The organism is Streptomyces sp. NPDC052109 (assembly GCF_040680195.1).
Taxonomy (GTDB): domain Bacteria; phylum Actinomycetota; class Actinomycetes; order Streptomycetales; family Streptomycetaceae; genus Streptomyces.
Window position 1 is genome coordinate 243,790 of record NZ_JBFAWF010000001.1, and the last position, 13,683, is coordinate 257,472.

Below are 13,683 nucleotides of genomic sequence, written 5' to 3' on the forward strand. Positions count from 1 at the left end.
CGTCCGGTGCCCCGCGGCCGTGCTGCGGCCACGCGCCCTGTCGTCGGGCCACCTGGCCCCGTGCTTGGGCGCCCCGCGCCCGCGCTTCGGCGCCCCGCGCCCGTGCTCCGGCAACCCGCCCCGCGCCGCGTTCGGTGACCCGCCCCGCCGTCCGGCGGCGTTCCCCGTCCTCCGGCGCTCCGCGCCCGCCCGCCGACGTCCGGGCCCCGCCCCCCTAACGAACCGGCCCCGCGCGGGATGCGTGCGGGGCCGGAGGTGTCCGAGGGGCGGGGTTCAGCTCACCAGCCCCAGCTCCCGGGCGATCAGCATCCGCTGGACCTCGCTCGTGCCCTCGCCGATCTCCAGGATCTTGGAGTCGCGCCACATGCGCGCCACCGGATACTCGTTCATGAAGCCGTAGCCGCCGTGGATCTGGGTGGCGTCGCGGGCGTTGTCCACGGCGATCGTGGAGGAGTACAGCTTGGCCAGGGCCGCCTCCTTCTTGAAGGGCTCGCCCGAGACCAGCCGGGAAGCCGCGTCCCGCCAGGCCAGACGGGCCGTGTGCGCCTTCATCTCCATGTCGGCGATCTTGAACTGGATGGCCTGGTTGGCGCCGATCGGCCGGCCGAAGGCGTGGCGTTCCTTCGCGTACTTCACCGACTCGTCGACACAGCCCTGGGCCAGACCGGTGGCGAGGGCCGCGATGGCGATCCGGCCCTCGTCCAGGATGCGCAGGAACTGGGCGTAACCCCGGCCCTCCGCGCCGAGCAGGTTCGCGGCCGGCACCCGCACGTCCTGGAAGGACAGCTCGCGGGTGTCGGAGGCGTTCCAGCCGACCTTCGAGTAGGGCGCGGCGACCGTGAAGCCGGGGGTGCCGGCGGGGACGATGATCGCCGAGATCTGCGGCCGGCCGTCCGGCTTGCGACCGGTGACCGCCGTCACCGTCACCAACCCGGTGATGTCCGTACCGGAGTTGGTGATGAAGCACTTCGCGCCGTTGATGACCCATTCGTCCGTGTCCGGGTCCAGCCGGGCCGTCGTACGCGTGGCCCCCGCGTCACTGCCGCCGTCCGGCTCGGTCAGGCCGAACGCGCCCAGGATCTCGCCCGCGCACAGCCGGGGCAGCCACTCCCGCTTCTGCTCCTCCGTGCCGAACAGATGGATCGGCATCGCGCCCAGCGAGACGCCGGCCTCCAGGGTGATCGCCACCGACGAGTCCACCCGGGCCAGTTCCTCCAGGGCGATGCCGAGCGCGAGGTAGTCGCCGCCCATGCCGCCGTACTCCTCCGGGAACGGCAGCCCGAACAGGCCCATGCGGCCCATCTCGCGGACGATCTCGTACGGGAACTCGTGCCGCTCGTAGAAGTTCCCGATCTTCGGCGCCACGACGTCGTGCGCGAACTCCTCCACCGTACGGCGGAGTTCCTCGAGCTCGGGGCTGAGACGGTGGTCCATGCTGATCACTGTTCCTTGTGGGAGAGAGCGCGGACGGTACGGGACGGGCTGGGCCGTTCCAGATGGGCGGCCATCCACACGCTCGTGGCGGTCAGACGGCCGAGGTCGACCCCGGTCTCGATGCCCAGGCCGTGCAGCATCCAGACGAGGTCCTCGGTGGCGAGGTTGCCGGTGGCGGACTTCGCGTACGGGCAGCCGCCGAGGCCGCCGGCCGAGGCGTCCACGGTGGTGACGCCGTGCTGGAGGGCGGCCAGGGTGTTGGCGAGCGCCTGGCCGTAGGTGTCGTGGAAGTGCACGCCGATCACGTTCGTCGGCACGTGCTCCTCGTTGAGCAGGTTGAGCAGTTCGAGCACATGGCCCGGCGTGGCCACGCCGATCGTGTCGCCGAGGCTCAGCTCGTCACAGCCCATGTCCCTGAGGGCCGTGCAGACGCGGGCCACCTGGTGCAGCGGGACGGCGCCCTCCCACGGGTCGCCGAAGCACATGGAGACATAGCCGCGCACGTGCACGCCCCGGTCCTTCGCCTGCCGCACCACCGGCTCGAACACGGCCAGCGACTCGTCCACCGTGCGGTTGAGGTTGGCCTTCGCGAAGGACTCGGTGGCACTGGCGAAGACGGCGATCCGGTCGGCCCCGAGAGCCAGGGCCCGCTCCAGGCCGCGCCGGTTGGGCACGAGCACCGGGAGCTCCACGCCCGGAAGGCCGCTGATCGCCGGGAACAGCTCCTCGGCGTCGGCCAGTTGGGGCACCCACTCGGGGTGCACGAAGCTCGTCGCCTCGATCGTCGTCAGGCCCGCGTCGGCGAGCCGGCGGACGAACTCCGCCTTGATCTCGGTCGGTACGGTCCGCTTCTCGTTCTGCAGGCCGTCGCGCGCCCCGACCTCGTGGATCCGCACCCGCGCGGGCAGGTCCGTGGCCGGTACGACCATGGGCAGTCGCTCGGCGGTCACTGCGCCACCTCCTCGTGCGGTGCGATGACGGCCAGTACCTGGTCCATGGCGACCGTCGTGCCCGGGCTCACGTCCAGCTCGGCGACCGTGCCGGCGTGCGGGGCTGAGATGACGTGCTCCATCTTCATCGCCTCCACCACCAGCAGGCTCTGTCCGGCAGTCACCTCGTCGCCGACGGCGACCTTGACCACGGTCACCGTGCCGGGCATGGGCGCGGTGAGGGAGTCGGCGCCGGCGTGCGCGGACCTGCTCAGGGACGCGGCCACCGGGTCGTGGTCCCGCACCTGCCAGGCGTCGCCGTCGCGGCCGATCCAGTCACCGGCCCGGTGGAAGGTGTGGCGGACGCCGTCGAGGGTGACGCAGACCGTGGCGCCGGTGACGGTCGCGGTGCCGCGCGGGGTGTACGTCACCGGGTCCTGCACCCGCAGGTGGAAGGCGGGCGGTCTCGGGGTGCCGCCGAGCCGCCAGCCGCTCGGCACCGAGAAGGGGTCGACCCAGCCGTCCGTGCGGGGCCGGAGCGCCTCGGCCCGTACGGCCGCCGCCGCCTCGTACACCTCCTCCGGCACGTCCGTGGAGACCAGCTCGTCCACCACCCGCTCGACCAGGCCCGTGTCCAACTCGCCCGCCACCACGGCCGGATGGGCCAGGAGCCGGCGCAGGAAGCCCGCGTTGGTCGGCACGCCCAGCGTGACCGTCTCCGCGAGGGCGGAACGGAGCTTTCTCAGTGCCGTCTCCCGGTCGGGGCCGTAGGCGATCACCTTGGACAGCATCGGGTCGTACAGACTGCCCACCTCGGTGCCCTCACTGAGCCCGGAGTCGGTGCGGACGCCGTCGCCCTGCGGTTCCTGGAGCCTGAGGACCGTACCGCCGGACGGGAGGAACCCGCGTGCGGGGTCTTCGGCGCAGATCCGGGCCTCGACGGCGTGCCCGGTGAGGGTGAGGTCGGACTGGGCGAAGTCCAGCCTCTCGCCGGCCGCCACCCGCAGCTGCCACTCCACCAGGTCCAGGCCGGTGACGAGTTCGGTGACCGGGTGCTCCACCTGGAGGCGGGTGTTCATCTCCATGAAGTAGTACTGGGAGGGGTCGCCGCCGGGGACGATGAACTCCACCGTGCCCGCGCCCCGGTACCCGCAACTGCGCGCCGCCTGCACGGCCGCCTCGCCCATCGCCGCGCGCGTGGCCTCGTCGAGGAGCACGCTCGGCGCCTCCTCGATGATCTTCTGGTGGCGCCGCTGGAGCGAGCACTCGCGCTCGCCGAGGTGGACCACGTTCCCGTGGCCGTCGGCCAGCACCTGGATCTCGATGTGCCGGGGCCGGTCCACCCAGCGCTCGACGAGCAGGGTGTCGTCGCCGAAGGAGGCGCGGGCCTCGCGGCGGGCGGCAGCGATCTCCTCCTCCAGCACCGCCATGTCCCGCACCAGCCGCATGCCCTTGCCGCCGCCGCCGGCTGACGGCTTCAGCAGCACGGGGGCGCCCAACGCACGGGCGGCCTCGGCCAGTTCGGGATCGCGCCCGCCGGGCACGACCGGAACCCCGGCCGCCTCCACCGTCTCCTTGGCGCGGATCTTGTCGCCCATGAGGGCGATCGCGTCCGCCGGCGGGCCGATGAACACCAGACCCGCCTCCTCGCACGCGCGCGCGAAGCCCGCGTTCTCGGCGAGGAAGCCGTACCCCGGGTGGACGGCCTGGGCGCCGGTGCGGGCGGCGGCCTGCAGCAGCCGCTCCACCGACAGATAGCTCTCGGCCGCCGGCGCCGGACCGATCCGTACCGCCGTGTCGGCCTCCCGGACGTGCCGCGCGTCGGCGTCGGCGTCGGAGAAGACCGCCACCGAGCGCACGCCCAGCGAGCGGAGCGTACGGATGACGCGTACGGCGATCTCGCCCCGGTTGGCGACCAGCACTGTGTCGAACACGGTTCCCCTCCTCACATCCGGAAGACGCCGAACTGGGGGTCTCCCAGCGGCGCGTTGGCGCAGGCCGTCAGGGCGAGTCCGAGCACCTGACGGGTCTCCAGCGGGTCGATCACGCCGTCGTCCCAGAGGCGGGCCGTGGCGTAGTAGGCGTTGCCCTGGCGCTCGTACTGTGCGCGGATCGGCGCCTTGAAGGCCTCCTCGTCCCCGGCGGGCCACTCCTCGCCGCGCGCCTCCAGCTGGTCCCGCTTGACCGTGGCGAGGACGGACGCGGCCTGCTCGCCGCCCATCACGGAGATCTTGGCGTTGGGCCACATCCACAGGAAGCGGGGGGAGTAGGCCCGGCCGCACATCGAGTAGTTGCCGGCGCCGTACGACCCGCCGACCACCACCGTGAGCTTCGGTACGCGCGTGCAGGCGACGGCGGTGACCATCTTGGCGCCGTGCTTGGCGATGCCGCCCGCCTCGTAGTCCTTGCCGACCATGAACCCGGAGATGTTCTGCAGGAACACCAGCGGGATCCCGCGCTGGTCGCACAGCTCGATGAAGTGGGCGCCCTTCTGCGCGGACTCGGAGAAGAGGATGCCGTTGTTGGCGACGATCCCGACCGGGTGGCCGTGGATGCGGGCGAAGCCGGTGACCAGCGTCTGCCCGAACTCGCTCTTGAACTCGGCGAACCGGGAGCCGTCCGTGATCCGGGCGATGATCTCGCGGACGTCGTAGGGGGTGCGGGAGTCGACCGGGACGGCGCCGTACAACCCGTACGGGTCGACCTTCGGCTCTGCGGCCGGCTGGACCTCCCAGGGCAGGGGCTGCCGGGCCGGGAGGGTGGCGATGATGTTCCGCACGATCCGCAGGGCGTGCGCGTCGTCCTCCGCGAGGTGGTCGGTGACACCGGAGATCCGGGAGTGCACCTCGCCGCCGCCCAGCTCCTCGGCGGTGACGACCTCACCGGTGGCGGCCTTCACCAGGGGCGGGCCGCCGAGGAAGATCGTCCCTTGACCACGGACGATCACTGCCTCGTCACTCATCGCCGGGACGTACGCGCCGCCGGCCGTGCACGAGCCGAGGACGGCCGCGATCTGCGGGATCCCCGCGCCGGACATCCGGGCCTGGTTGTAGAAGATCCGCCCGAAGTGCTCGCGGTCCGGGAAGACCTCGTCCTGCATCGGCAGGAAGGCGCCTCCGGAGTCGACGAGACAGACGCAGGGCAGCCGGTTGTCCAGGGCCACCTCCTGGGCGCGCAGGTGCTTCTTCACCGTCATCGGGTAGTACGTGCCGCCCTTGACGGTCGCGTCATTGGCCACGATCACGCACTCGCGCCCGCTGACCCGCCCGATCCCGGCGATCACCCCGGCGGCGGGGGCCTGACCGTCGTACATCCCGTCGGCCGCGAGGGGGGCCAGCTCCAGGAACGGCGACCCGGGGTCGAGCAGCGTGTCCACCCTGTCCCTCGGCAGCAGCTTGCCCCGCGCGGTGTGCCTGGCGCGCGCCTTCTCACCGCCGCCGAGGGCCGCCGCGGCCAGCTTGCCGCGCAACTCCTCCACGAGCGCGAGATGAGCCTGTTCATTGGCCCGCCAGGCCTCCGACGCGGGGTCTGCCGCGCTCGTCAGCTCCGGTGCCTCCTGCATCCTGCGGTCCCCTCACCCGGTAATCGAACCAGTTAATGAGCGTTAACCATTTCCTCTAGGTTAACGACCGCTAACCTCGCTGTCTAGAATTGCCTGCATGGTCACCAGAACCGATGCACCGACCCGGCGCGAGCAGATCCTGAAGGAGGCCGCCCGGCTCTTCGCCGAGCGCGGCTTCCACGGCGTCGGCGTCGACGAGATAGGTGCCGCGGTGGGCATCAGCGGCCCCGGGCTGTACCGGCACTTCCCGGGCAAGGACGCGATGCTCGCCGAGCTGCTGGTCGGCATCAGTGGCCAGCTGCTGACGGGAGCGAAGCGCCGCCTGGCGGAGGCCGACGGGGAGACGGGTGCCTCGGCGGTCCTCGACTCCCTCATCGAGGGCCACATCGACTTCGCCCTGGACGACCGCCCGCTCATCACCCTGCACGACCGGGAGCTGGACCGCCTGCGCGACAGCGACCGCAAGCTGGTGCGGCAGCTGCAGCGGCAGTACCTGGAGCTGTGGGTGGAGGTCGTACGGGAGGTCTATCCGGCACTCTCCGAACCCTCGGCCCGCTCGGCCGTCCACTCGGTCTTCGGCCTGCTGAACTCCACACCGCACCTGGGGCGGGCGGGGACCCTGCCGGGGCGTGGCACGACGGCGGCACTGCTGCACCGGATGGCCCGGGGGGCGTTCGAGGCGGCGGGGGAGCGGTGAGCGCGTGACTCGCGCGGCCGGGCCGGTGTCCGGCCTGCCCGAGCCGTCCGCCCCGTGAGCGCCGCCCCGCGAGTCGGCCCCGGAGTGATCTGCGTCTCTGGACGCATCCCCGTACTCGCCGGTATCTTCGAGTCTGAGCAAGCGCTTAGACATGCCGATGTGCCGAGTCCGGGGAGGTAACCGTGCGCCGTACGGTGTTCAACGAGGATCACGAGGCGTTCCGGGAGACCATCCGCGCCTTCATCGAGGCCGAGGTCGTCCCGGTCTACGACGAGTGGTTCGCCGCCGGCCAGGCGCCGCGCGACTTCTACTACAAGCTCGGCGAGCTGGGGATATTCGGCATCAACGTGCCCGAGGAGTTCGGCGGCGCGGGCCTGGACAGCCACAAGTTCGAGGCCGTCCTCTACGAGGAGACCGCCCGCGCGGGCGTGCAGTTCGGCGGCTCCGGCGTGCACGTGCTGCTCGCCCTGCCGTACATCAAGATGCTCGCCACCGACGAGCAGAAGAAGCGCTACCTGCCGAAGTTCGTCACCGGCGAGGAGATGTGGGCCATCGCGATGACGGAGCCGGGTACCGGTTCCGACCTCGCGGGCATGAAGTCCACCGCCAAGCTCTCCGAGGACGGCACGCACTACGTCCTCAACGGTGCCAAGACCTTCATCACCGGCGGCGTCCACGCCGACCGTGTCATCGTCTGCGCCCGCACCTCCGCGCCCACCGCCGAGGACCGCCGTCACGGCATCTCCCTGTTCGCGGTGGACACCAAGTCCGAGGGCTACTCCGTCGGCCGCAAGCTCGACAAGCTGGGCCTGAAGACCTCCGACACCGCCGAGCTGGCCTTCGTCGACGTCAAGGTGCCGGTCGAGGACCTGCTCGGCGAGGAGAACAAGGGCTTCTACTACCTCGGCCACAACCTGGCCTCGGAGCGCTGGGGCATCGCCTTCGGCGCCTACGCGCAGGCCAAGGCCGCCGTCCGGTTCGCCAAGCAGTACGTCCAGGAGCGCACCGTCTTCGGCAAGCCGGTCGCCCACTTCCAGAACACCAAGTTCGAGCTGGCCGCCTGCCAGGCCGAGGTGGACGCCGCCGAGGCCGTCGCCGACCGCGCGACCGAGGCCCTGGACGCCGGTGAGCTCACCCCCGCCGAGGCCGCCTCCGCCAAGCTGTTCTGCACCGAGGTCGCCCACCGTGTCATCGACCGCTGCCTCCAGCTGCACGGCGGCTACGGCTACATGAACGAGTACCCGATCGCCCGCCTGTACGCGGACAACCGTGTCAACCGCATCTACGGCGGCACCAGCGAGATCATGAAGACGATCATCGCGAAGGACATGGGCCTGTAAGCCGACCGCAATCACTGGCCGGTACAACTGACGCTATGAGCAAGGCACTCCAGGATCTCCTCGATCTGCTCGACCTCGAGCAGATCGAGGAGAACATCTTCCGGGGCCAGTCCCGCTCCGCCGTCGTACCCCGCGTCTTCGGCGGGCAGGTCGCGGCGCAGGCGCTGGTCGCCGCGGGACGGACCGTCCCCGCGGACCGGCCGGCCCACTCCCTGCACGCGTACTTCCTGCGCCCCGGCGACCCGGGCGCGCCGATCGTCTACACCGTCGACCGCATCCGCGACGGCCGGTCCTTCACCACCCGCCGCGTGGTCGCCGTACAGCACGGCAAGCCGATCTTCCACCTGTCCGCGTCCTTCCAGGTGTACGAGGAGGGGCTGGAGCACCAGGCGCCCATGCCCGCCTCGCCCGACCCGGCCTCCCTGCCCACCTCGCAGGAGCGGCTGCGTGGCTACGCCCACCTGTCCCCCGAGGTCGTCGAGAAGTTCCTGGAGGCCCGCGAGGCCATCGACCTCAGGTACGTGGAGGAGCCGCCGTACGGGCAGTTCGGCGCGCCGCGCGAGCCGCACTCGCAGGTGTGGTTCCGCACCAACGGCAAGCTGGACGACGACCCGTTGCTGCACGTCGTGCTCGCCACCTACGTCTCCGACATGACCCTCCTCGACTCCGTGCTGCTCGCGCACGGCCGGGGCGGCTGGGCGGTAGGGGATGTCGTGGGCGCCTCCCTGGACCACGCGATGTGGTTCCACCGCCCCTTCCGCGCCGACGAATGGCTGCTGTACGACCAGGAGTCGCCGTCCGCGCACGGCGGCCGCGGCCTCGGCCAGGCCCGTATCTACACACAGGACGGACAGCTCGCCATCACCGTCATCCAGGAGGGTGTCGTCCGCGTCCCGCGGGACTGATGTGGTCTCGAGGTGCCGAGTGACCGCTGGGGTACTAATCTCTATGAGTGACAGCCGCAGCACAGGGTGTAACCGGCCGACGGTTCCCGAACTCCCGGAACGGCAGACGTCGGCGGCGACATCCGTCCAGTGAGTCTTCTGCGGTGACACCTGAAGAGCGCGCCGTGTCTGTCCCCCTCAGTGAGCACGGCGCCGCCATCCACGCCGCGTATTCCTCAGGGAGCCGCGGGAGATGATGGAGACAGAAGGGTACTTTCCCATGCGAGCACAGCGCTTCAAGCGTTACGTCGTGATGTCCGCCGCAGGCTTCCTGCTGGCCGGCGGAGCCGCGATCGGCACGGCCGGCACCGCCTCGGCAGCCCCTGCGCAGAGCCCCAGCTTCCACAGCTGGGGCGGGGGCTGGGGCGGGGGCTGGGGCGGAGGCTGGGGTGGAGGCTGGGGCTGGGGCTGCGGCTGTGGCGGTTGGCACCACCACCGCCACCACGGGCGCCACCACGGCGGTGGCGGCTGGGGCGGCTGGGGCGGCAACGGCAACTGGAACAACGGCAACTGGAACAACGGCAACTGGAACAACAGCGGCAGCAGCGGCAACAGCAGCGGCAGCAGCAGCGGCAACAAGAGCAGCAGCAACAACAGCAACAACAGCAGTAGCGGAAGTCGCAGCAGCAGTAGTAGCAGCTGATCCGGCGCCGAACGCGCCCACCCTGTGCGGCTCCGCGTGCGGAGCCGCACAGTGCCGTGCCGGAGCGGCGCGGCGGCGGGTCAGGAAAGTCCCGCCTGCGCCAGCAGATACGCCGCCATCGGGTCGTAGTGGCGGGGGCTGACCACATGGTCGTCGAGCGGTACGACGACCTGGAGGGTGCCCTCGGACTCGGCGAGGAACAGCGCCGGGTCGTTGCAGTCGGCGTATCCGACCGAGTCCAGGCCGTGCTGGCCGGCGTACCCGGCCCAGCCGTGGTCGGCGACGACCAGGTCCGGCAGCGGGCGCCCCTCGCGCTCAAGTGCCGTCAGAACGGCCCGCATCGGCTCCCCGGAGTGGGTGTGCCACAGCGTCGCCCCGTGCTCCAGCACCGCGACGTCCGCGAACTGCATCACGTAACCCTCGTCCGTCTGCAGCCCGTCCGGGATGACCACGATCTCGCAGCCGGCGGCACGCAGCGCGGCTGCCGTGGCCCGGTGCACGTCCAGCAGACCGCCCGGGTGCCCGGTCGCGAACAGCACTCGCTGCCGGTCCTCGGCCGCTTTACGCAGCCGTGCCGCCATCCGCTCCAGCGCGTCCACGGTCAGTTCGGGGTCGATGGTGTCCTGGCCGTACCGGTACTCCGGATCGTCGTTGACCCCCACCCGCTCGGCCATGACAGCGAGCACGTCCTGCTCGTCCGTCCAGCGGTCGCCGAGTTCCAGGCCGAGCCAGAAGTTGCGGACGCCGTTGGCGAGCTGGCGGTAGTGGGAGAGGTTGTTCTCACGCGGTGTGGCGACGTCCCCCGCGATACGGGTTCTCACCAGGTGGTCGACGAGCTGAGCGCGGCTGGGCGTCCCGGATATCGGCATGCGTCCATTGTGAGGCAGCGGGCTGCGGCCGTCCTCGCCATATCGTCCGCTGGGACGGGGCTCACTCGCCCGGTCAGCCGCGCCGCAGCGCGAACCACAACTCCATGCGCACGTCCGGGTCGTCCAGGTCGGCGTCCAACAGGGCGGCGCAGCGGGCGATCCGCTGCCGCACGGTGTTGCGGTGCACATCGAGCGCCACCGCCGTACGGTCCCAACTTCCGTGCAGCGCGAGCCAGTTGCGCAGGGTCTCGACGAGTTCGGGCCGGCCGGCCAGCGGGGCGAGCAGCGCGCGGGCGTGTGCCTCGGCGTCCGCCCGCGGCACCAGATCCTCCAGGCCCGGCCGGGCGCCGTGCCGGACGAGCGGAGTGCGGGTGGCGCGGGCCCGGGCGAGGGCCCGGGCCGCCTGGGCGTCGGCGGCCGGCCACTCCCGGGGCTCCACGGCCGCACTCACCCCGAGCGTCCAGCCCGCCTGCGGCTCCGGCACCCGCCCGCCCGGCACCAGCACCCGTACGACGTCACGCCCGAGGTCGACCAACGGCGAACCCAGCGCCGCGCCGAGCGCGGAGGCGGCGACGGCGTCGGGCAGCTGGGCCTCGGGGCGGGCGTGCACGACGAGCCACTCCCCGGCGCCGAGCAGCGGGGCCACTTCCTCGGGCGGGGCGCCCAGCAGCAGCCGTACCAGGGCGGAGGACCGGGCGGCACCGGCGCCGCTGTGGTGCTCCCCGGTCAGCAGCGACAGCAGCACGGCGGCGACGGAGGCGATGGTGTGGTCGCCGGGGTCGCGCCGGACGGTGGCCACGCCGAGCACGAACCCCTCGTCGGCGCCGAGGGCGTAGACGGCCAGGTGGACGTCGTCGACGGCGTCGGTGGCGGAGGTCGCCCTGGGTGCCGCATTCCCCGCGGGCCGTACCACCGGCACCAGTCCCCTGAGCGCCCGGCCCACGTCCGGTGCCTGCTCCCGGCCCGCCGCCGCGATCTCCGTGCCGTCCGGGCCGTAGAGCACCGCCCGGCCGCCCAGACGCTGGGCCAGCTGCCGCAGCACCGAAGGCACCGGATCCGGGCGGGAGGCCGCCGCGGCGAGGCTCTGCTGGGCTTCGGTGACGCGGCGCAGTTCGGCCAGGCGGGCCTGGGCCATCAGCTGCCACACCGCGCGGGCCACGCCCGAGAAGGTGGTCCGGGGCGGCACCTCCAGCAGCGGCAGGCCGTGGCGCTCGCAGGCGGCGACCAGGGCGCGCGGGACGGTGTCGTGCACCGGGGCCACGCCGAAGCCGAGGGCCGCGCCACCCGCCGCGACGATCCGGGAGACGTAGTCGTCGAAGTAGGTGCCCGAGCCCGCCGCCTCCGGGATGTGCACCCCGGCCGTGAGCAGCAGCTCGCCGCCCAGCAGATACGGGTACGGGTCGGCCATCTCCGAGGTGTGCGCCCAGTGGATCACGACGGACGGGTCGTCCGGGCCCGCGATCTGGCGCAGGGCGAGGTCCTCGCGGGACAGCAGGGCCGACAGCGGGACCGGTGGGGTCGGTGGGACCGCTGGGGTGATCGTCTCCGGCATGGTGTGCGTTCCCTCCATCCACCCCCGCTCATATGGATGAAACGTACACTTCGCAGTCGCTTTCCGGCCACCTAGTGTCAAGTCAGCACGGCAGCCGCGGGTACGGGCGGATGTCCCCGCGATCAGCTGCCGTCGCCCCTCCGCGGAAGGACATCCCGGAGGAACCCCCCACGTCTTTGCACGACACGCCACCGACCCGTGAGCGAAGGAGGACTGCCCCATGGCCGTCGACTACACAGTGATCGTCGTCTATCTCGCCGGCATGCTGGCCATGGGCTGGTGGGGCATGCGCCGCGCCAAGTCGAAGAGCGACTTCCTGGTGGCGGGCCGCCGCCTCGGACCGGCCATGTACTCCGGCACCATGGCGGCGATCGTCCTCGGCGGCGCCTCCACCATCGGCGGCGTGGGCCTCGGCTACCAGTACGGCCTCTCCGGCGCCTGGATGGTCTTCACCATCGGCCTCGGCCTGCTCGCGCTGTCCGTCTTCTTCTCCGCCCGCATCGCCCGGCTGAGGGTCTACACCGTCTCCGAGATGCTCGACCTGCGCTACGGCGGCCGCGCCGGTGTGATCTCCGGCGTGGTCATGTGGGCGTACACCCTCATGCTCGCGGTGACGTCCACGATCGCCTACGCCACGATCTTCGACGTCCTGTTCGACATGAACCGGACCCTCGCGATCGTCATCGGCGGCTCGATCGTCGTCGCCTACTCCACCCTCGGCGGCATGTGGTCCATCACCCTGACCGACATGGTGCAGTTCGTGGTCAAGACGATCGGCGTGCTCCTGCTGCTCCTGCCGATCGCGGTCGTCAAGGCGGGTGGCTTCAGCGAGATGAAGGCCAAGCTGCCCACCTCGTACTTCGACCCGCTGGGCATCGGCGGCCAGACGATCTTCACCTACGTCCTGATCTACACGTTCGGCATGCTCATCGGCCAGGACATCTGGCAGCGCGTGTTCACCGCCCGCAGTGACAGGACCGCCAAGTGGGGCGGCACCGTGGCCGGCACCTACTGTCTGGCCTACGCCCTCGCCGGCGCGGTGATCGGCACGGCCGCCAAGGTGCTCTACCCCAAGCTCGGCAGCCCCGACGACGCCTTCGCCACCATCGTCAAGGACGAACTCCCCGTCGGCGTGCGCGGCCTGGTGCTGGCCGCCGCCCTCGCCGCCGTGATGTCCACCTCCTCCGGCGCGCTGATCGCCTGCGCCACGGTCGCCAACAACGACATCTGGTCGCGGCTGCGGGGGATCACCAAGCGGTCGTCCGGGGACCATGACGAGGTCGGCGGCAACCGCGCGTTCATCCTGATCATGGGTGTGGCCGTGATCGGTACGGCGATCGCGCTGAACAACGTGGTCGAGGCGCTGACGGTGGCGTACAACCTGCTCGTGGGCGGTCTGCTCGTGCCGATCCTCGGCGGTCTGCTGTGGAAGCGCGGCACCGTCCAGGGCGCCCTCGCCTCCGTGATCGTCGGCGGCCTCGCGGTCATCGGCCTGATGGCGGGCTACGGCATCCTGGCCAACGAGCCCGTCTACTACGGCCTGCTCGCCTCCCTCGCCGCCTACGTCGTGGTCTCCCTGGCGACCAAGCCCACCGACGAGACCGTGCTCGCCACCTGGCGCGAACGCCTCGCCGGACGGAACCCCGAACTCGCGTCCGAACCGGTCCCGGCTCACCAGTAGAGTCGTATGGAAAGCAGCACATGCGCGACGAA

Annotated in this window: 11 protein-coding genes; 5 read left to right on the forward strand and 6 right to left on the reverse strand. The window is 71.5% G+C overall.

Features of this window, described 5'->3' with window-relative positions; all coding sequences use genetic code 11:
• Window positions 1–273 precede the first annotated feature (273 nt).
• The 4 genes from AB0L59_RS01145 to AB0L59_RS01160 are packed head-to-tail and all read right to left on the reverse strand — an operon-like array spanning window position 274 to window position 5,925.
• Window positions 274–1,434: an acyl-CoA dehydrogenase family protein gene (locus AB0L59_RS01145; protein ID WP_365577903.1), complete on the reverse strand. Its 1,161-nt coding sequence runs from the start codon at window positions 1,432–1,434 to the stop codon at window positions 274–276.
• A 5-nt stretch (window positions 1,435–1,439) separates the two neighbouring features.
• Window positions 1,440–2,384 carry a hydroxymethylglutaryl-CoA lyase gene (locus AB0L59_RS01150; RefSeq protein ID WP_365577905.1) on the reverse strand — a complete coding sequence of 315 codons (945 nt, stop codon included), beginning with the start codon at window positions 2,382–2,384 and terminating at the stop codon, window positions 1,440–1,442.
• Window positions 2,381–4,297, reverse strand: a complete 1,917-nt coding sequence (locus tag AB0L59_RS01155; RefSeq protein ID WP_365577907.1) for an acetyl/propionyl/methylcrotonyl-CoA carboxylase subunit alpha — start codon at window positions 4,295–4,297, stop codon at window positions 2,381–2,383. Before AB0L59_RS01155 ends, AB0L59_RS01150 begins: the two co-directional genes overlap by 4 nt.
• Window positions 4,298–4,308: 11 nt before the next feature.
• The gene (locus AB0L59_RS01160) at window positions 4,309–5,925 is read right to left on the reverse strand and encodes a carboxyl transferase domain-containing protein (protein ID WP_365577909.1); all 1,617 of its coding nucleotides are present in this window, start codon (window positions 5,923–5,925) and stop codon (window positions 4,309–4,311) included.
• A gap of 97 nt (window positions 5,926–6,022) precedes the next feature.
• On the opposite strand from AB0L59_RS01160, the gene AB0L59_RS01165 reads away from it, so the two are divergent.
• The 4 genes from AB0L59_RS01165 to AB0L59_RS01180 all read left to right on the forward strand — a co-directional run bounded on the left by AB0L59_RS01165 (window position 6,023) and on the right by AB0L59_RS01180 (window position 9,549).
• Window positions 6,023–6,622 (forward strand): TetR/AcrR family transcriptional regulator, encoded by a 600-nt coding sequence (locus AB0L59_RS01165; RefSeq protein ID WP_365577911.1) that lies wholly within the window; start codon window positions 6,023–6,025, stop codon window positions 6,620–6,622.
• A gap of 182 nt (window positions 6,623–6,804) precedes the next feature.
• On the forward strand, window positions 6,805–7,962 hold the full coding sequence (locus AB0L59_RS01170; RefSeq protein WP_365577913.1) for an acyl-CoA dehydrogenase family protein: 1,158 nt from the start codon (window positions 6,805–6,807) through the stop codon (window positions 7,960–7,962).
• 35 nt (window positions 7,963–7,997) lie between these two features.
• Window positions 7,998–8,867, forward strand: coding sequence for an acyl-CoA thioesterase II (tesB, locus tag AB0L59_RS01175; protein ID WP_365577915.1), 870 nt, complete (start codon window positions 7,998–8,000; stop codon window positions 8,865–8,867).
• 259 nt (window positions 8,868–9,126) lie between these two features.
• On the forward strand, window positions 9,127–9,549 hold the full coding sequence (locus AB0L59_RS01180) for a hypothetical protein (protein ID WP_365577917.1): 423 nt from the start codon (window positions 9,127–9,129) through the stop codon (window positions 9,547–9,549).
• A gap of 80 nt (window positions 9,550–9,629) precedes the next feature.
• On the opposite strand, the gene AB0L59_RS01185 is transcribed toward AB0L59_RS01180, so the two are convergent.
• Window positions 9,630–10,418 carry a phosphatase gene (locus AB0L59_RS01185; protein WP_365577919.1) on the reverse strand — a complete coding sequence of 263 codons (789 nt, stop codon included), beginning with the start codon at window positions 10,416–10,418 and terminating at the stop codon, window positions 9,630–9,632.
• Window positions 10,419–10,491: 73 nt separating this feature from the next.
• The gene (locus AB0L59_RS01190; RefSeq protein ID WP_365577921.1) at window positions 10,492–11,970 is read right to left on the reverse strand and encodes a PucR family transcriptional regulator ligand-binding domain-containing protein; all 1,479 of its coding nucleotides are present in this window, start codon (window positions 11,968–11,970) and stop codon (window positions 10,492–10,494) included.
• 220 nt (window positions 11,971–12,190) lie between these two features.
• Here AB0L59_RS01190 and AB0L59_RS01195 point away from each other — a divergent pair, with 220 nt between their 5' ends.
• Window positions 12,191–13,651 (forward strand): sodium:solute symporter, encoded by a 1,461-nt coding sequence (locus AB0L59_RS01195; protein ID WP_365577923.1) that lies wholly within the window; start codon window positions 12,191–12,193, stop codon window positions 13,649–13,651.
• Window positions 13,652–13,683 lie beyond the last annotated feature (32 nt).

Excerpts from the sequence above, each read along its gene's own strand:
- AB0L59_RS01195 (WP_365577923.1), top strand. The coding sequence starts at position 12,191 with ATGGCCGTCGACTACACAGTGATCGTCGTCTATCTCGCCGGCATGCTG.
- AB0L59_RS01145 (WP_365577903.1), bottom strand. The coding sequence starts at position 1,434 with ATGGACCACCGTCTCAGCCCCGAGCTCGAGGAACTCCGCCGTACGGTG.
- tesB (WP_365577915.1), top strand. The coding sequence starts at position 7,998 with ATGAGCAAGGCACTCCAGGATCTCCTCGATCTGCTCGACCTCGAGCAG.
- AB0L59_RS01160 (WP_365577909.1), bottom strand. The coding sequence starts at position 5,925 with ATGCAGGAGGCACCGGAGCTGACGAGCGCGGCAGACCCCGCGTCGGAG.
- AB0L59_RS01190 (WP_365577921.1), bottom strand. The coding sequence starts at position 11,970 with ATGCCGGAGACGATCACCCCAGCGGTCCCACCGACCCCACCGGTCCCG.
- AB0L59_RS01180 (WP_365577917.1), top strand. The coding sequence starts at position 9,127 with ATGCGAGCACAGCGCTTCAAGCGTTACGTCGTGATGTCCGCCGCAGGC.
- AB0L59_RS01165 (WP_365577911.1), top strand. The coding sequence starts at position 6,023 with ATGGTCACCAGAACCGATGCACCGACCCGGCGCGAGCAGATCCTGAAG.
- AB0L59_RS01185 (WP_365577919.1), bottom strand. The coding sequence starts at position 10,418 with ATGCCGATATCCGGGACGCCCAGCCGCGCTCAGCTCGTCGACCACCTG.